Below are 17,752 nucleotides of genomic sequence, written 5' to 3' on the forward strand. Positions count from 1 at the left end.
CCTCTTGGTGACCGGGCGCGCTGTCCCCGCGTCCTTGTTCACGCGATGCCGCCCGTTTTCATGAGCAGGACGACCACCGGCACCGCGGCGGCGAAAGCAGCGGCCCCGGCTGCGATGGACCCGATGACCCGGCCACCGTCGAGCCACTTCAGGAATGCGGCCAGCAGCGCCGCGATCAGCGCCACCAGGATCACCACGACCACGATGAGTACTCGCTCCATCTGCGGCTCCATCTCTACTGGGCGCGCGAAGCCGGCGGACGGTCGCGCGGGTTCCGGTGCGGCGGGCGGTCAGCCTCGCCCGACACGAGAACAGTAGGAGGCTACGGCCGCGAACCCCGTCGAGCACGTTGTTTGGGTTTTCCTAGAGCCAGATTGATGTCCCTCTGCCGATATATGTCCGATTCTAGCGACGCAGAGGGGTCACCCAATTGCGGTAGGTGCGCGGGAACGGGCTCGGGCGACCTTCCCAGGAGCCGGGTCAGTCCGTGATGTCAAGAATCGTCATCGAGCCACGGCCTTCGCGGAGGGGGAAGCGATCGCCGATCCGGCCCGTTTCCAGGGCCCTGCCGACCGGTTTGTTCGGCGAGACGCGGTCGTAGCCGTCGATGTCCACGGCGGAGATGACCAGGGTGCCTTCATCGCCGTCGCCGTAACGGACGTGGAAGAGGCAGCCGGGAGAGGCGAAACGGCATGCACCCGGACGGCGGACGAAGCCCGGCCATTTCATCATGGCTTCCAGCTCCCTGAGACGGCCATTCAGGCCGTCAAGGTCGCCTTCACCGTCCACGGCGGGATTGGGAAAGAGCTGCGTACTCAGCTTCCTCTCGATCGCGTCGATCTCCGCACGAACCCGCTGGACCGTCGAACTGGTGATGATGGCGCCGAGGCGCGCCCCAACCCCGTTGTCGAGCCGGAGTCCACGTCGGCTTGCGAACCCCCGCAGGTTGTGGCACACCTCGGGGGAATCCGCGGCGGCGGCGCTCAGGCAGTAAGCCCTACGTCGCCGATCCCAACGCAGATCAGTGGCCCTGGTGTACTCACGCAGCGCACTGTTGTTCTCCCTGTTGTACGGGAAGTAGATCAGGATTTCGTCGTCGATCAGGTCAATCGCGTACCGCTGGCCCATGGACGCCCTCCTTCGACTGATCCGCGAGCCAACCATGCCACAAGGCCCCGACAATTCTTTGCTCGCGGGTTGACCACCAGGATTAACGCCCATCGAGACGCGTTCGATCATCCGGGATTCGCCCTGCCCGTCTCCAGTCGCCGGGACTGGCCGGGCAACGACTGCCAGGAACAGTCTCGTCATCCCGAATCGCTATCCCGCTGCCGCCTCGCCCCTGACGCGGGCCGACGTGCCCAGTCGCCTCAGAAGCTCAGCTAGCACGACCGACCTGGCCGTAGTCCGTGTAGCGCTTACCCCGGGCGTCCGGGAACGCAGTCATTCGGGTCGGACCTTCATCATCGCCTTCCCCTTGCGGCAATGGCGTCCCGCTCGATTATTGAAGAAGATCAGGCCGTGTCCGGGGACGGAGTGGGATCGCGTGGGTAGCGGGATGAGCGGCGCATGCCGGTGGTGCGGCCGATGAGGCCCCGCCTGAACATCGCGTTGAACGTCCTGCTCGTGGTCGTGCTCGCCCTTCTGGGCATCCTGACGAACTACGCGACCGGGGGCGACGACGCGCCGCTGCCGCTGGACCTGCTGCGCAAGATCGCCGTTCCCGGGCTCGGTGTGCTGATCGTGGCGTTGATCGTCCTGACGGTGGTGTCGGCGCGACTGGAGAATCCGCCGCGGGCGCCGGAGCGTGAGTGGGATCCGGGTCGCACTCCGTATCCGGGGCTGGAGGCGTTCGCCGAGGACGAGGCTCCGGTGTTCTTCGGACGGGACGAGCCGGTGAGCACGCTGCTCCGCCAGCTGTACCAGCGCGATGGCGAGCGGTTCGTGGTCGTCGCCGGGGCTTCGGGGAGCGGCAAGTCCTCGATGGTGCAGGCCGGGCTGATCCCCCGGTTGCGCGGGCGCCGCTGGCTGGTGCAGCCGGTACTGACGCCGGGGTCCGATCCAATGGCTGCGTTGGCGACGACGTTCGGCAGCGCTCGGGACTCAGAACGGTTGCGAGGGGCGCCGTCCGCGCTTGCCGAGCTGGTCGCAGAGGCGCGGCGGCGTTCGGGGCGGCGCGACGCCCGCGTCCTCATCACCGTCGACCAGTTAGAGGAGTTGTTCACGCTTGCCGGATCCGACCAGCGGGACCTGTTCCTGTCGGCGCTGTCGGCGGCGTTGCGCGCCGATTCCAGGTTGTGGGTGGTGGCGACTGTCCGCATCGAGTTCCTGCGCTCCTTCCTGGAGACCGGCCATGCCGTACTGTTCGCCCGCCCCATAGCGCTCGGCGCGTTGACGCGGGCCGAACTCGCGACGGTGGTCGAGGCACCGGGCACGCTGGCCGGGCTGCGGTTCGAGCCCGGCCTTGTCACCAGGATCGTCGAGGACACCGGGACGGCCGATGCGCTGCCGCTGTTGGCCTATCTGCTGCAGGAGCTGTATTTCGCGTCCGGGCGCGGGAAGGTCGCCACGTTCGACGCGTACCGCCGGCTCGGCGGGGTCGCGGGCGCGCTTTCCCGGCAGGCCGACCAGCTCGTCACAGCGCTGCGCGGAGACGAGGGCATCGAGCCGATCCTGGCGGTGCTGTTCAAGTTCGTCACCACGGAAGGGACCGAGGCCACCCGCCGCCGCGTCGTCCTGGACGATCTGAACGAGGACGAGCGACGCGTCGTCACCGCGTTCGTGGAGGCCCGGCTGCTGGTCACCGACGTGTGGGAGGGAACGCCCATCGCGCAGGTCGCGCACGAGGCGCTGTTCCGCCAGTGGGCGCCGCTGCGCCAGGAGGTGGAGGCACGGGCGGAGCTGCTACGACGCCGCGCCGAGCTGGAACGATGGGCCGCGGACTGGCGCCAGGCCGGGCACAAGGTCGACTACCTGCTGACCGGCGAGCGACTCCAGCTCGCACTGCAGTGGCTGGAGGGCCTAGAGTCGGCCGGGCAGGACAGCGGCGAGATCCGCGCGTTTATCGAGGCGTCCAAACGGCGCGACCTGGCGTTCCTGCGACGCGTGTCGGAGGGGGTCGGCCAGTACGTCCTGGCCAACGCCGAGCAGTACCCCGAGCTGGCGATCCTGCTGGCCGCGGCAGCGCTGTCGGAGTGCCCGCCGACCCCGGCCGCCACCCGAGCGCTCATGGCGGCGTTGGCCTTCAGCCACCTGACCCACGTGCTGGACGGGCACACCGACGCGGTCCGCAACCTCGCCTGGTCGCCCGATGGGGCCCTGATCGCCACCGCTTCCCGCGATGGCACATGCCGGCTGTGGGACGCGACCACCGGCTCCAACACCGCCGTACTGGAAGGCCACCACGGCATGGTGGAGATGGTCGCCTGGGCATCGGACGCCCGCCGCATCGCCACCGCTTCCCGCGACCACACCGTCCGCGTGTGGGACACCGCCACCGGCCGCACGCTGGCTGTGCTGACGGGCGCGTCCGACGTCGTGCGAACCGTCGCCTGGTCACCGGACGGAACCAGGATCGCTTCAGGTGCCCGCGACCGGGTGGTGCGCATCTGGCGGGCCGACACCTACGAGCTCCTGACCGAGCTGCACGGCCACACCGACAACATCCTCGGCATCGCCTTCTCGCCCAGCGGGAACCTGCTGGCCACCGGATCCCATGACAGGACCGTCCGTATCTGGGATCTCGCCACGGGCACGGCCACGGTGCTCCACGGTCACCAGGACTTCGTGGAAGGTGTCGCCTGGTCTCCTGATGGAGCCTTCGTCGCGTCGGCCGGAGGCGACGGGACCATGCGCATCTGGGACATCCGCTCCTCAGCACAGACCGGGCTCATCCGCTGCCACGGCACCCGGGTGTGGAACGTGGCGTGGTCACCCGATGGCACCTACCTGGCCAGTTGCGGCAGCGACAACACCGCCCGCGTCTGGAACCCGCGGACCAGCGAGGAGATCTTCGCCCTCCGCGGCCACACCGACGACGTGTGGGGCGTCGTGTGGTCACCCGACGGCGCGCATCTGGCCACCGGCTCGGCCGACACCACCGCCCGCATTTGGGACGTCACCCCCAAGGGCGCCGAGAGTCTCCAACTGGCCGGCCATCGCGGCCCCGTCCGCGCCGCCGCGGTCACGCCGTCCGGACGATTGATCGCCACCGCTGGTGACGACGCGACGATCCGGATCTGGGACGCCGCCGACGGTACCCTCCACGCTGTGATCACCGACCACCGGGACACCGTCCACGATCTCGCCTGGGCCAGCGTGGAAGGGCGCACGATGCTGCTCTCCTGCTCCAGCGACCGCACGGTCGGCCTGTGGAGGCTGGACGAAGCCTCACCTGGTGACATCTCCGGCGAACGAATTCCCAGCAGCGACATTCATGAGGCCGTGGCCTGGCGTCCCGGCTCGGACACCTTCGCAACCGCAGGACACGACCGCACCATCAGCATCCACCCCCGCGGCGACCACGACTCCACCGAGAGCCTGGCCGGTCACAACGACTGGGTCGTCGGCCTCGCCTGGTCCCCCACCGGGACGCACCTCGGCTCCACCTCCGACGACCGCACCGCCCGCATCTGGAACGTCCATGACCCCGGCGGAGTCGTGACGCTGCGCGGCCACGCCAACTGGGTCGACGACATCGCCTGGTCCCCCGACGCGCGCCGGGTCGTCACCGGCTCCGCTGACGGCACCGCCCGCGTCTGGGACACCACCACCGGCGAGCAACTGGCCGTCCTCGACGCCCACGAGGCCCGCGTCGCCGGCGTGGCCTGGTCACCCGACGGCTTCATGATCGCCACTGCGTCCTACGACCGCACCGTCCGTCTGTGGGCGGGCAGGACCTACGCCGAGATCGGCGTCATCGGTGTCCATCGCGGCCCGGTCGTCTCCGTCACCTGGACTCCGGACAGCCAGACCGTCATCTCCGCCTCCTTCGACGGCACCGCCCGGCTCTGGCCCATCGACGTCGACCTCGACGCCCTGAAATCCAAGGCCGGAACCCGCGTGTTCCGCCCGCTCGCGCAGGAAGAACGCCTGGCCCACCTTCTCCCCGAGCCCGATCAGTAGACCTGCTCGACCACCCGCACGTCGCGATCGACCAGGTACTCGGACGGGTCCAGCCCCATCGCCTCCCGCTCCGGCGACGCCCAGTACCGCTGGTTCGCCTCCTCGAACGTCTCCTCCCCCTCGTACCAGATCACCCACACGAACCGGCTGCGCTCGTGATCAAGCCAGGCACCCCCGATCCCGAACCCCAGCTTCAACCGCAGCGGCACCACCGACTCCCGCCATCTGGCCGCCCACTCCTCCAGCAGGCCTTCCCTGATCGTGTACGTCCTCAACTGGACGGTCTTCGGCACGATGACTCCTCTTCCACCTGCAATCCGCAGCGTCGGCTAACACCTGCCCTACAAAACTCAGCCAACCACGCACGCAGCTTCACGCCGGTCCCGTGGCGGAAGCCGCCGGGGCCGGTCTGGAGGTGTGGGCCTCCGCGCCGCTGAACGGCGGCGAACTCGTCGATCTGGTCACTTCCGACCTGGCCGAGTTCATCAGACCCGGCCCCTCACAGGTCGCCGCGACGCTCGCGGTAGTGGCCTCCACGCTTGGACTCACCGGAGCCCTGCTTTTGGCGTCAACTGCGGCACACTGGCGAGAAGCATTCAACGCCTTCCAGCGTCCAGCCATTCAACTCCCGCATCTCCAGGACATCTGCCGTGTTCTTCGAGCCTGACGATCCCGACGTCCGCGCACGGATGCACGCCGCCTTCGCCGGCGCGACGATCCGGCTCGACTGCGCACCCGCCGAAGGCGCAACCGAAACCTGGGGCCATAGCGGAAGGACCATCGGCGCCCCCGTCACGACGTCCTCCGGAAACGCCTGGCTCCGGGTGCTGGAAGCACCAGTCGGCAAGGAGGGTGGAAAGCTGTGGACCGGCACTCAAGAAGCCGCCGCCACTCTTCCGATGAAGATCCCACGCCCCCGGCTGCTGGCTTCAGCCGACTGGGTTGACGAGGGATATGCCTACCGAGCCGAGCTCAGCACCTACGTAACGGCGCCCGTCTGCTCCCCGACTCCGGACCTCACCCAACACATCGCCCTGCCCGGCGCATGGTGGTCCCAATTGAAGCGCGCTACGAGCACGGTTGCCACCACACCGGTTCCGGACAACCGCCCACGCGTCATCAGCCAGGGCTACGTACACCGCACCATCCCTCGCTACCTTGGCGAAGCAGGCATCGACACCAACGTCCGCCGCTGGTCCCTCGCCCACGGCGACCTCCACTGGGCCAACCTCACCAGTCCGGAGCTGACCATCCTCGACTGGGAAGGCTTCGGCCCCGCCCCTCACGGATTCGACGCCGCCCACCTCTACGCATACACCCTTCCCGTCCCAGAACTGGCGGCCAGCGTGCGCGATACCTTCGCCGACGTCCTGGCAACACGCGACGGGCTGCTCGCCGAGCTCACGGTCGCGGCCATCCTCCTTCAGGCTGCCAACCGCGACCCCGTCCACGCACGGCTCGCCCCTCATGTCCGAGCACATGCGCAGCGGCTACTGGAGCACCATCGCGACTCCCGAGTGCCCTGAGCGCAGCAGCGCGCGTCGGCACAGGATGGTGGCGCTGCAGCTTGAGGGCCCCCGCATCCCGGCTCCACGAGTTACCCGATGATGTCGGCGGCGGGCGGTGTGATGGCGCCCGGGAGTAAGGGCACGGAGTCCTGTCTCGCTCAAGTACCCCCCCACCGCCCATGGCCGACGCCTCGGTACGGTCGGGTTATCCCATCTGCAGTTCGAGGCCGTGCTGGCTTCGGCCCGCGCCTCGACCAACTCCAGTGACTTTGCGCTGGTGGCGATGCTCGCGTCGCCTGGGCTGCAGATCTTCGAGGCCACCAGAACCGACATCAACGACCGGGGCGAGGGACACGTCCGCCGAGTCCCCCACATCCGACAGGTGCCCATATGGTGCTGACGATCGCTGCCGCAGTCGGCGGAGTCATCGACCGCGCCACCGGTGGCCGGACATCTGGGTTAATCATGATCAACGCTTACAAGACCCGCATGGATTGGCACCCCACCACCAGCCGCCTGCGCCAACTCGCAGCCCTATCTCCAGCAGCGAGGTTTCGGACATTCACAAAACTAGAATTAAGCCGTTCCGGGCATGTACATGGTCGCGATGTGCGATAGAAATCTGGCAGATCATTACTCGGCTGTGGGGGTAAGTGGGTTTGTCCGGACACCGGAACGAAGGTTCTGTTCGCGCATGGTTGATTCGTGGTGGCCGGGACGGCGAGCGCGAGGTCAGGGCACTCAGTGAGGGGCTGGCGATCGCCGGGTGGGCCGAGGCAGGAGACCTCAGCCGTTGCAGGACCTGGGGCGAGCTCACCGAGGCACTGCAGCGGACGTACCCAGAGGCGGGCCGCAATCTGATCGGCAACTGGACGGGCCAGCTCTGGAAGTTCACCACCGAGATACAAGAGGGGGACCTGGTGGTGATGCCGTTGAAGACAAATCAGGGCTTCCTCGCCGTTGGCCGCGTGGCTGGACCATACGAATATCGCGGTGATGAACTCGAAGACTTTCGGCAGGTAAGGCGGGTCGACTGGATTAGGCCGGACGTCCCGTGGACAGTGATTAGGCCCGATCTCCGGGCGAGTCTTGGCTCTCTTTTGACCGTCTGCGGTTTGACTCGAAATGACGCTGCGCGTCGCATTGCTCATCTGGCCGAACAGGGAAACGACCCCGGGATCGCCGGTGAGGAGCAAGCCACAAGTGCCGAAGAGCTTCTTGAAGACGCGGCGTCGCGGGATCCGTCGAACCCCCGCACCTTGACTATCCGCAGTCTGCTGGAGCATTGGGGCTGGGAGCGTCGCACCGCCCCGGTAATTTCAATCATTAAAAAAGACCTCGCCGCGCAAGGCCTGACCACTCGGCCTCCGTTTACAGAAGGCTCTGTGGGAGACGTGGTCGCGCTCGTCCGACTCGGAGCTGAGCCCGGCACAGACACGGAGACCGAAGGGGACACGGCGGACACTGAAGATGTGTCCGAACCAGATCCCATGACACTTCGACTGGGAAGGCTGCCTGCGCGGCTGGTTTCGGTTCCGTCGACCGCAGACCTCACCTTCGCTAAGACCCTGATGGTGATGCGGCAATTTTCCCAAATCGCCGTGGTCGATGAAGACGGCACTTATCACGGCGTCGTCAGTTGGGAATCGATCGGCCGAGCCCATATCGCCTCCGATGATCCCTCACTGGAGAGCGCAACGGCTTCGGCTCTCGTCGTCGACCACGACGCGCCCCTTCTCGATCAGATTAGCGTGATCTACGATCGAGGGTTCATCCTCGTCCGCGATGCCGACCGCTTCCGCGTCACGGGCATCCTCACAGCATCCGACCTCACCCGTCAGTTCGGCACTCTGGCGCGGCCGTTCGTCCTGATCGAAGAGGCCGAAAACAGGCTGCGCCGTGCCGCCGAGGAAGTCTTCACTGTTGACGACTTGAAGGATGCCGTTGCAAACCATCAAAAAGCGAGGGTCACGCGGGCTGCCGACTTGACCTTCGGCAACTACGTCTATCTGCTTCAGAATGAGGATCGCTGGGCCAAGCTTGGCTGGAAGCTGGATCACGACCAGTTCATCGAACTGCTCACCACAGTCCGCAATACCCGCAACGAACTTATGCACTTCACCGAAGACCCGCTGGCCGACGAGCAATACGCAGCTGTCGAAGGGCTTCTAGAACTACTTCGCACCGCTGACCCGCGTCCGTAATTCGAAAAGGGCCTCGTTTTGCGGCGGGTCCACATACAGCCCGACCGCGCCGCGGACCTTGTGACCGAACTGGGGACGGTGGACGGCTGGGGCTTGAGGCCGACGCCCGCCATCATTGACCTGGCGATGCGCCGCCACGGCGTGAGGCTGCTCGAATCACTGTTCGACGACGGGTCGCTGCTCGTTGCCGCCAGGTACCTTGTCGAGGCCGAGTTGAGCCGGCGCCTGCAGGTGCTTCGCCGTCACCGGCCAGCGCACCTACGAGGTGGACCGGCCGCTGATTCTGGTGGTGGGCCTGCGGTCACTCAACTACACGCCCCCGGTCGCGATCGGCGCGGTCGCGGTCCGCACCAGCAGATCCGGCTGCCGCTCAGCCGGCCGGGACATGATGTAACCGGTCCGGCCCCGCCGGTCCACCTCCCGCAGCAACGTCCACCCCTGCACCCGGCAGTAGTAGTCGGCCAGCGCGAAATGAAAGCACCGCGCCGCACGTGCAGCCGGCCCGTCCGGGCCGCGTGGTCCAACGCCCATCGCGCGATCACGTGCCCGAACCGGTCAGCAGAGCCTGCCCTCAATCGGTCGTAGCAATTGATCTTGCAGTGGTGTAGTCCTGCTCGGCGAGTTGATCGTCGGGGGGAGCTGCTGTGGGGGCGGTGCGACACATGCTGACATTGGCCGACCGGGAAGAGATTTCCCGGGGAATCGCCGAGGGAGTACAGAACCAGGTCATCGCGGAACGGATCGGACGGTGCCCGAGCATCGTGTCCCGCGAGATCGCCCGGCACGGCGGGCGGAGCCGGTACCGGGCCGCGCGGGCCGACCGGACGGCGCAGCGGACGCGACGACGGCCCAAGACCCGCAGGATCGACGCCGACGCCTACCTACGCCTGGTGGTGGTCGAGCTGCTCAAGCAGGGCTGGTCACCGCAGCAGATCGCCGGGCGGTTGCCGATCGAGCACCCCGCCGACCAGCATGTGAGGGTGTCTCACGAGGCGATCTACGGCTGGATCTACGCACTGCCCAAGGGGGAGCTGGCCCGCCAGTGCCTGGCGCTGCGCTCAGGCCGCACCCGCCGCCGGCCCGCGCACCGGCCGCGCTCCCCGGGCGCCGCAGATCAGCGGAATCCGCTGGATCGACGAGCGGCCCGCCGACGCCGCCGACCGGCGGGTCCCCGGGCACTGGGAAGGCGACCTGGTCGTGGGCAAGGACGGCAAGACCGCGGTGGCCACGCTGGTGGAGCGCGTCTCGCGGTTCGTGGTGCTGGTGCCGCTGGCCGGACGGGACGCCGCCACCGTGTCCGAGGCCGTCATCGACCAGGTCAAGGATCTGCCGGACGTGCTGCGACGGTCGCTGACCTGGGACTGCGGGTCGGAGATGGCCAACCATGCCGCGATCACCCTCAAAGCCCGCCTGCCGGTGTACTTCGCCCACCCGCACTCCCCCTGGGAGCGCGGCACCAACGAGAACACCAACCGCTGGCTGCGGGAGTATTTCCCCAAAGGCACCACGATCACCAACGACCCGGACTATCTCCAGGCCGTCGCCGACGAGCTCAACAACCGCCCCCGCGCTATCTTCGGCTTCAAGAAGCCCAAGGAAGTGTTCGCCGAGCTACTGACCAGCGGAATTGCTTCCACCGGTTGAGAACAGGGAGGGGAGCGTCCAGGTCGACGCGAGGAACACCGACGGCTCCTCCCGCTCATGCTGAGTGAACGCCCAAGCCGGACACTCACTCAGCACGGTGGTGCATCCCACCACCGCCTCACCGGCCTCCAACACCCACACCGGCCAATCCGGCTCACCCACCTGCCCGGTCAGCGTCTCCGCGATCCCTTCCGGCGCACTCAAACCACGCCCACGCAGCCAGGCAACCCTCGCGGTCACCATCGCGCGAACCCCGTCCCGGTGCCTCGCGGGGTCCGCGGGAAGCATCAACAGCATCAACCGCTCCTCCCCGCACGGAGAAATCACCCTACGCCGCCGCCTTCTTGACCACGGCGAACCAGATCCTGTCCCTGGCCTACGTTCCTCCCGTACTCGGCAGGCTCAGGCCATGCCCCCACGCACCCCGCGCACTGGCCGCGCAGGGTGGTAGCCAACCGTCAAGCGTGACCGTCGCTTCGAATCTCAGGACGACGGTTCGCCTGTCGATCGATGCTGCTTCAGGTCAACGAGGATTTCGACAGCGGCCTGCGTTGCATACCGCTGAAGGGCACGGTCTTTCCGGAGGTCCACCTCGTCGTACTCTTCATTGCCGAGCAGGCTGATCACAGGGACCCACTCGCCGCCACCGGTGGCATAATCTCGCCAAGAAGAGCCGATGACGACTTCAGAATGCACGGCATGATTGCGTCGGTCAACGGCCTCTTCGATGAGACACAGCTCATATTCCCAGAAACTCTCATCGTCGTCACTCAAGAGCCTGCGAACGTCCTTGATCAGTCGACCAGCCGTACTTTTCTCTATATTGAGGTTCGGATCCAAGTACTTGACGATCTCTCTAAGAACTGACTCCGTCTCCGTCCCCTGAGCCATGACCAGGCCACGAAGTCGATGCATTTCAGCAGCGACGTGATCCTGCGCTGGAGGCTGGTCCCTATAGTCGTATGTGCGCGACTCCCCCTCACGTTCCATTTGTTCCTGAAGTAGCGTTTGCCAGGACACGACCGCTGGGTTCCGCTCGAAGCCGTACTGTCCGCTCACCTAATCAAGTATCAGGGAGCCGATGCAGGTTTGCATCTGGATATGTCGCCAGACCAGCGGGCACGCACTCGTACAGAAGACTCGCGCCGGGCCCCACCAGCATCCCAGCCAGCCGGACTGCTGGACACGGGGCCAACTTGCTCTCGACCGTGGGCGGCCTGGAGACAACAGAGACCCTTCTGGCGGACACGCTGAGTGCTCGCATGACGATTGGTTACCTCGGGCGACCTTGGCGGTTGGTGCGCACAGGGTGCGCACGAACTGTAATGGATCACGGGGGATGAGGCGGAACTATGCAAGCCGCTGACCTGCGGAAGTGTGGACTTACAAGGACCGTGAATCACCCCATAACACGCCAAAAATGGAACTGCTAATGCGGTTTGGGTTCACGCCCATCCGGGGTTCAAATCCCCGATCCTCCGCCTCTAACCAGCGGTTTCCTTGATCGCGTTTCTGTCAAGGAGACCGCTGGTTTCGTGTTGGGGGGCCGATGGGGGGCCGACGCGGCGGGGGACCACGGCTGCGGCCGCCTCGGCGGCGTCCTTGAAGACCTGAGGCACCACGGAGGCGTAGACATCGGCGGTGAAGGATGATCGCGCATGGCCCAACGTCTCGCTGACCACCTTCATCGCGACCCCAGCGGCCAGCGACAGCGTTGCCGCTCCGTGCCGCAGATCGTGGAACCGGATGGGAGGAAGCGGCCCTCCGGCGAGTGCTGCGCGCACCTTCGCCTCGCTGACCCGGTGACGCTTGGCGATCTGTGGGACCCCCCAATTCTGCTCGTCGTGTCGCCGTCTGATGGCGGCGTACTGCGTGATGAGCAGTTCGAAGCGCTGTGAGATCCATTCAGGACGAAGCGGCGAGCCGTCAGGACGTGTGAACACCAGCCCTGAGTTCAGCCAGGCCGGGCCGGCTGCGAGCCTCTCGCTCTTCTGCAGGGTCCTCCATGCCCGCAGGTGATCGGCCGTGGTGGCGTCGAGTGTGACCGCACGGTCCCCCGCGTCGGACTTGGTGTCCTCTGGTTCGAGGTCATCGTCCGATCTTGTTTCGCGAATTGCGAGGATTCCCTCGTCCAGGTCGACGTCGCTCCATGGCATTCCGGCACCTCAGACCGGCCAGGCCCGGGGGGCAGTTGACCGGCCCGGTGCCTGGGCGATCGGCTTTTTAGGGTTCGATGCCGACGGTGGCCAGCACGGAGTGGTGCTTCGGCGTCTCAGCCGGATTCCGCATCTGTGCTTGCCGGCGGGCCGGTCAGGACGCGTGCCAGCAGGTCACGGAGGTGCTGCTGGTCGGAGCCGGGCAGTTCGAAGAAGGTCCGGGCTAGCTCGTGGGCGCTGGAGCACAACTGTCGGCGTTTGCGCTCGCCGGCTTCGGTGAGCACCACGTGCTTGAGGCGGCGGTCGCCCGGGGCGGGCCGGCGGGTCACCAGGCCGCGACGTTCCAGGCCGTCGACGATGCCGGTGACGTTGGACGGCTCGCATGACAGCCAGTCGGCCAGCTGGCGCATCGGGGCGGGGCCGGACAGGTTGGTCAGGACGAGCGCCTGGGCCGGGGGGAGGCCGAGTTCCGCCGCGGCGGCGTTGAACTGCGCGCGCAGCCGCCCGGTGAGCTCGAAGACCAGGCCACTCAGCTCAGCTATGACCGCATCCGCGTCGGCCCCGGCACCGGTTTCGGCGTCGGTGTCGGCATTGGGGCTCATGTGGCCAGCATAGCCGCCGCTTAAGCCACTGAACTGTTTAGCTCATGAAGTAAGTGCTACGCTCCGAGAAGGATAAAACTTCAGAAACTGAACTATCGAGCAGCTGAAGGAGATGTGCCGATGACAGGGGTCAGAACGGGTGGGCGCACCGGCCTCAAGAGTCCACGACGTGCGCGGGCCCTCGCCATGGCGGGTGCGGTCGCGGCCGCGCTGGCGATCTGGGTGATCGGGGACCCGCTGCTGGGCCATGATCTGGTCGTCCAGCAGAAAGGACAACAGCCGCGGGACTTGGGGGCGGCCGCCATCGGCATCTTCGCGCTGGCCCCGTCGCTGCTCGGTTGGGCACTGCTGGTCGCGCTGGAGCGGGTGACGCCGCTGGCGGCCCGGATCTGGACGGCCGCCGCCCTGACCTTGCTCGCGGTGTCGTTCCTGCCCGTCATCGCCGCGGAGACCTCCGGCGGGAACAAAGCAGTGCTCGCCCTCACCCACGTGGCCGTCGGAGCCGTTCTGATCCCCGTCTTCTGGCGAACGGCCACGGCCCGCCGCGCCGGCACAAGGAGCGGGCAATGACGGCGCCCGAGAACGAGATCCTCGACAGCCCCACCCCCTGGGTCGCCGACCACATCCGCGCCTACCTCGAAACCGACGGCGCCCAAGGCCACCTCTTCATGGGCTGGCCGGCGCTGCTGCTCACCACGCGAGGCCGCAGGTCCGGCAGACTGCGCCGCACCGCACTCATCTACGGCCGAGACCAGGACCGCTACCTGCTGGTCGCCTCGAACGGCGGCGCGGACCGCCACCCGGCCTGGTATCTCAACCTCACTGACACTCCGATGGTGTCGCTGCAGGTCGGACCGGACCACTTCACCGCCACCGCCCACACCGCCACCGCTGAGGAGAGGCTCCGGCTGTGGCAGATCGTGACCGAGATGTTCCCTCAATACGCCCAGTACCAAGAGGAATCAGCCCGCGAATTGCCCTTGGTGATCCTCACCCCACAGGTCCCGCCCAGGTAACCGGACGGGGGGCCGAGCGCGCCGCAACATTCCCGGGAACGCCGACACGACCGCCGCCGCCCTCTGGTGAGCGCTCGCCGTCCCCGTGACGGCGCCCTTCCTCACTGATCCGGCATCCCACCGATCCCGCACCAAACCCAGACGGAAACGGATAGACGAACCAATGAAGACGCGACCCGCCCTGAACGACACCGAACGTCCCGTAAGCGCGCAGACGGTGGCGGCCGACTTCACCGCGATATTGCAGCGGGCCGACGAGACCCGCGACGCGGACCTCTACGACTCCGCCTTCGCGGCAGACGTGCTGTGGGGCAGCCCCTTCGGAGCGACCGTGGCCGGCTACGCCGAACTGAATGCCATCCACCGACGGCTCGTGGCGGCGAATGTCGCACCGCCGTCACGGTTCGAGGTGGTGACCGCGATCACCCCAGCACCCGGCGTGGTGGTGACACACATCCGTCGGCGAGCAGCCGACACCGGAGGATTCTCCGAGATGGCACTGTACGTACTGGTCGAACGCGCCGGGCGATGGTGGCTCGCGGCGGCACAGAACACCCCCATCGGCGAATCACCGCTGCAGAACTAGGACAGGACCACCGGCTCCCGACGATCCTTGCCCCGGGCAGGGTAGGCAGCCCGTTTCCAGGGCTGCCGTGCCCGAGGCCGCCGCCAAGCCGTACCGACGGCTCGCTAACTAAGAACCCTGATCCACAGGTATTGACTATTGCTCCTGCACGACGTCATCCATCGCTGCCATGCACCGCGCGAAGACCACGTATGTGGAGGCCAGTTCCTACGGCGAGTCCGTGTTCGCCGCGTCGAGCTCGGCCAGCCGGATCTCGACGGCCAGCGACGCTTCCACGAGATCGTCAGGGTTGTAGCCGTCCTCCATCAGGGCGGCGGCGAACCTCGATCTCGGACGAAGTCCCGCAAGCATCGACCGACGCGCCACGGTCGAGAAGAGTCCGGGCGAGGTCCACGTCGACAGCGTGCGCGCCGACCCGCAAGGAGTTCTCGGCCGGAACACCTTGTTCGAGCAGCCACGCGATGACCTCGAAGGCCCGATGGCGAAGGGCCACCTCAAGCGGACTCAGCCCGCTGTGAATCTCCTCCGCCGGATCGCAGCCCATCGCCACCAGGCGCGCGAGCAGTGCCACATCGTCATCGGCCGCTGCCCGTTCCAAGGCCAGCCGCCGGAGCCGGCGCTGCCCGGCGAGCGTGCCCTCGTCCAGCGCGCTCCGCCAGTCGAGCACGGTCGCCTGGACGAGCCGGCGCAGCTTCGCCGCAGCCGACCGGGCATCCGGATCGCCGCTGTTCCCCAGTTCGTCGACGGCGTCACGCATCTCTGCGCCCGCGTCGCCTTGCCTCTCCCAGGGATCCTGATCCAGGACAAGACGGCCGAACAGCGCACGCAGGTCGTCCGCGAGCCGTCCGACACGGTCGCCGGTGGACAGTTCCCATCCGGGCGGCAGGCCCTGCCGCCAGCACACGACGGCGCCGTGATCCAGACCGGCCGCCGTGCGTACGTAGACGCGCTCGAGATACTCGAAACCACCGATCGGCAGATGGACGAGGCCGCCAGACCAGTCCGGCTGGTGCTCCTCGGCCAGTTCGCGTTCGTGGTCGATCCAGCCCCACAGGTCGTGGTAGCCGTCGCTGTCCGGATAGAACAGCTCCACCAATGACAGCGGGACGTCCTCGCCGTCGAGATCAGCGCGCAGGTCGTAGTCGAGCCGTCCGCCAAAGGCCGTGCGCCACAGCGCGATGAGCGGATCGGGCAGGGGCCCGGCGCAGCGCTCAGCCACCGCACCGAGGACCGCGTCGTCGATCGGCGGCTGCGCGTCCAGGATCAGACGTCCGGCGAACACCGCCAAGCCGGCTTCGCTGAGAACGCGATGTTCCCGGTCAGAAAGCGGGTCCGGCAGCGCGTCGTCCGATACGGCCATCACCCCGCGCAGCCTAGGGGCCAGGTATGCCCCCAATCCACCCGAGGCCGGCGACGAGCCGTCGCGCCAGTGCCCTCCTGCTGGCAGCAGCGCTTCCTAGCGCGGCTGGTCCCGCGCTGCCTCGGCGTGAGCAAGTCGGCATCGGCGTGGTCGTCCCGGCGCGCACGACCCGCGAGGCAGCCATTACCCGCGGGACGTCCCCCGCGCGCCCGCCTGCTTTCGTGCTGGTCTTGTGTGACTCAGGCCACATGCGGTGGCTGTCAGGTATCGGGGTGCTGTCTCGCTCAAGTCACCGAGAGCAGCGAACCGACAGGAGCAGCGCATGAAGCACCGCATCGTCGTCCTCGGCGCCGGCTATGCCGGGGCCTACGTGGCCGGGAACCTGGCCCGCCGGCTCTCCCCGGCGGACACCGAGATCACCGTGATCAACGCCGTGGAGGACTTCGTCCAGCGGCAGCGGCTGAACCAGCTGGCGGCCGGCCGGGAGATCGAGGCTCCAAAGCTCACCGACGTCTTCGCGGGCACGGACATTCGGCTGCGCGTGGCCCGTGTCACGGCCATCGCCCCTGAACGCCAGGTCGTCGCCGTGGCCGACGCCGACGGCGGCGGTGAGGTCGGCTACGACACGCTTGTGTACGCGCTCGGCAGCCACGTCGCCGGCCACGGCGTCCCCGGCGTGGCCGAGCACGCCTTCGACGTCGCCGGACGGCCATCGGCGCTGCGCCTGCGCGAGCGCCTGGATCACCTGGAAAGGCGGGGCGGAGGCGGGAGGGTGCTGGTCGTCGGCGACGGGTTTACGGGCATCGAGACCGCCACCGAGATCGCCGAATCCCGGCGCGGCCTGTCGGTGGCGCTTGTCGCCCGCGGCGAGCTGGGGGCCCGGCTCTCCGCCGGGGCTCGGGGCCACCTGCGCCGGGCGTGCGACCGGCTGGGAGTCACCGTCGTGGAGCACGCCGACGTCGAAGCCGTCGAGGCCACGGGGGTGCTGTGCGGCGATGGCACCGTCCTGGCGTCCGACGCGACCGTGTGGACGGCCGGGTTCGCGGTCGGCCCCGTCGCCGCCGCGGGCGGTCTCGAGGTCACCGAGAACGGACAGGTCGTCGTCGATCGCACCATGCGGTCGGTCTCGCACCCGAACGTCTACGCCGTCGGCGACAGCGTCTACACGCTCGGCGACAACGACCGGCAACTGCCGATGAACTGCGGTTCGGCCGGCTACACCGGCCGGCAGGCCATCGAGGCGATCGTGGGACGGCTGACCGGCCGCGATGTCGCGAACGTCAAGCTGACCTATTGGTACAACGCCATAAGCCTGGGACGGAAGGACGGGATACTTCAGCTGATCGACGGTCCCGCGCAGGCGAGGCCGAAGTACATGGGTGGCCGGACGGCCGTGCGGGTCAAGGAGGCCATCCAAAGGGGTGCGCTGTGGGGCACCTTGCATCCGACCTTCGGCCTGCCCAAGCGCAGGCGCCGCCTGACCACCGCGGTCGCCGGGCAGGCGACCGTGTCCGCCGAGACACCGGCCACGTAGCCGCCTAGGTTGGTCCGC

At 67.5% G+C, this 17,752-nt stretch carries 16 protein-coding genes and 1 pseudogene; 9 read left to right on the forward strand and 8 right to left on the reverse strand.

Annotated features, from left to right (window positions below):
* Positions 1 to 38 precede the first annotated feature (38 nt).
* Both ABGB11_RS19925 and ABGB11_RS19930 read right to left on the reverse strand, forming a co-directional pair.
* A complete protein-coding gene (locus ABGB11_RS19925; RefSeq protein ID WP_147339319.1) occupies positions 39 to 221 on the reverse strand; it encodes a hypothetical protein in 183 nt (60 codons plus the stop codon).
* A 259-nt stretch (positions 222 to 480) separates the two neighbouring features.
* Positions 481 to 1,128 carry a hypothetical protein gene (locus ABGB11_RS19930; RefSeq protein WP_347634869.1) on the reverse strand — a complete coding sequence of 216 codons (648 nt, stop codon included), beginning with the start codon at positions 1,126 to 1,128 and terminating at the stop codon, positions 481 to 483.
* A 459-nt stretch (positions 1,129 to 1,587) separates the two neighbouring features.
* Here ABGB11_RS19930 and ABGB11_RS19935 point away from each other — a divergent pair, with 459 nt between their 5' ends.
* A complete protein-coding gene (locus ABGB11_RS19935; protein WP_347634871.1) occupies positions 1,588 to 5,124 on the forward strand; it encodes a WD40 repeat domain-containing protein in 3,537 nt (1,178 codons plus the stop codon).
* Here the strand turns inward: ABGB11_RS19935 and ABGB11_RS19940 are convergent.
* Positions 5,118 to 5,417, reverse strand: coding sequence for an NIPSNAP family protein (locus tag ABGB11_RS19940; protein ID WP_185030248.1), 300 nt, complete (start codon positions 5,415 to 5,417; stop codon positions 5,118 to 5,120). The genes ABGB11_RS19935 and ABGB11_RS19940 overlap by 7 nt on opposite strands.
* A 92-nt stretch (positions 5,418 to 5,509) precedes the next feature.
* Here ABGB11_RS19940 and ABGB11_RS19945 point away from each other — a divergent pair, with 92 nt between their 5' ends.
* The 3 genes from ABGB11_RS19945 (at position 5,510) to ABGB11_RS19955 (ending at position 8,836) form a co-directional block, all read left to right on the forward strand.
* The gene (locus ABGB11_RS19945; protein WP_347634873.1) at positions 5,510 to 5,791 is read left to right on the forward strand and encodes a hypothetical protein; all 282 of its coding nucleotides are present in this window, start codon (positions 5,510 to 5,512) and stop codon (positions 5,789 to 5,791) included.
* Positions 5,775 to 6,650 (forward strand): phosphotransferase, encoded by an 876-nt coding sequence (locus tag ABGB11_RS19950; RefSeq protein WP_347634875.1) that lies wholly within the window; start codon positions 5,775 to 5,777, stop codon positions 6,648 to 6,650. Before ABGB11_RS19945 ends, ABGB11_RS19950 begins: the two co-directional genes overlap by 17 nt.
* Before the next feature lie 635 nt (positions 6,651 to 7,285).
* Complete coding sequence (locus ABGB11_RS19955) at positions 7,286 to 8,836, forward strand: CBS domain-containing protein (RefSeq protein ID WP_347634877.1); 1,551 nt, start codon at positions 7,286 to 7,288, stop codon at positions 8,834 to 8,836.
* A gap of 309 nt (positions 8,837 to 9,145) precedes the next feature.
* Here ABGB11_RS19955 and ABGB11_RS19960 read toward each other — a convergent pair whose 3' ends face one another.
* Positions 9,146 to 9,367 (reverse strand): hypothetical protein, encoded by a 222-nt coding sequence (locus tag ABGB11_RS19960; protein ID WP_347634879.1) that lies wholly within the window; start codon positions 9,365 to 9,367, stop codon positions 9,146 to 9,148.
* A gap of 567 nt (positions 9,368 to 9,934) precedes the next feature.
* Between ABGB11_RS19960 and ABGB11_RS19965 the strand changes: the two are divergent.
* Positions 9,935 to 10,480, forward strand: a pseudogene (locus ABGB11_RS19965) (IS30 family transposase); the annotation flags it as partial.
* A gap of 483 nt (positions 10,481 to 10,963) precedes the next feature.
* On the opposite strand, the gene ABGB11_RS19970 reads toward ABGB11_RS19965, so the two are convergent.
* The 3 genes from ABGB11_RS19970 to ABGB11_RS19980 all read right to left on the reverse strand — a co-directional run bounded on the left by ABGB11_RS19970 (position 10,964) and on the right by ABGB11_RS19980 (position 13,238).
* Entirely contained in the window at positions 10,964 to 11,539 is a 576-nt protein-coding gene (locus tag ABGB11_RS19970) for a hypothetical protein (RefSeq protein WP_347634881.1), read from the reverse strand.
* A gap of 425 nt (positions 11,540 to 11,964) precedes the next feature.
* Complete coding sequence (locus tag ABGB11_RS19975; protein WP_347634883.1) at positions 11,965 to 12,636, reverse strand: tyrosine-type recombinase/integrase; 672 nt, start codon at positions 12,634 to 12,636, stop codon at positions 11,965 to 11,967.
* 116 nt (positions 12,637 to 12,752) lie between these two features.
* Positions 12,753 to 13,238 (reverse strand): MarR family winged helix-turn-helix transcriptional regulator, encoded by a 486-nt coding sequence (locus tag ABGB11_RS19980; protein ID WP_347634885.1) that lies wholly within the window; start codon positions 13,236 to 13,238, stop codon positions 12,753 to 12,755.
* Between the two features lie 120 nt (positions 13,239 to 13,358).
* Here ABGB11_RS19980 and ABGB11_RS19985 point away from each other — a divergent pair, with 120 nt between their 5' ends.
* From ABGB11_RS19985 to ABGB11_RS19995, 3 genes are all read left to right on the forward strand, one after another.
* Complete coding sequence (locus ABGB11_RS19985; RefSeq protein WP_347634887.1) at positions 13,359 to 13,808, forward strand: DUF6069 family protein; 450 nt, start codon at positions 13,359 to 13,361, stop codon at positions 13,806 to 13,808.
* Entirely contained in the window at positions 13,805 to 14,254 is a 450-nt protein-coding gene (locus ABGB11_RS19990; RefSeq protein WP_347634889.1) for a nitroreductase family deazaflavin-dependent oxidoreductase, read from the forward strand. The genes ABGB11_RS19985 and ABGB11_RS19990 overlap by 4 nt, the downstream gene beginning before the upstream one ends.
* Before the next feature lie 163 nt (positions 14,255 to 14,417).
* Positions 14,418 to 14,840 (forward strand): DUF4440 domain-containing protein, encoded by a 423-nt coding sequence (locus ABGB11_RS19995; protein ID WP_347634891.1) that lies wholly within the window; start codon positions 14,418 to 14,420, stop codon positions 14,838 to 14,840.
* A 283-nt stretch (positions 14,841 to 15,123) separates the two neighbouring features.
* Here ABGB11_RS19995 and ABGB11_RS20000 read toward each other — a convergent pair whose 3' ends face one another.
* Entirely contained in the window at positions 15,124 to 16,203 is a 1,080-nt protein-coding gene (locus ABGB11_RS20000) for a hypothetical protein (protein ID WP_347634893.1), read from the reverse strand.
* Positions 16,204 to 16,522: 319 nt separating this feature from the next.
* Here ABGB11_RS20000 and ABGB11_RS20005 point away from each other — a divergent pair, with 319 nt between their 5' ends.
* Complete coding sequence (locus ABGB11_RS20005; RefSeq protein ID WP_347634895.1) at positions 16,523 to 17,734, forward strand: FAD-dependent oxidoreductase; 1,212 nt, start codon at positions 16,523 to 16,525, stop codon at positions 17,732 to 17,734.
* Positions 17,735 to 17,752: the final 18 nt, after the last annotated feature.

Origin of the sequence: Actinomadura sp. B10D3 (genome assembly GCF_039871695.1) — a bacterium.
GTDB lineage: Bacteria > Actinomycetota > Actinomycetes > Streptosporangiales > Streptosporangiaceae > Spirillospora > Spirillospora madurae.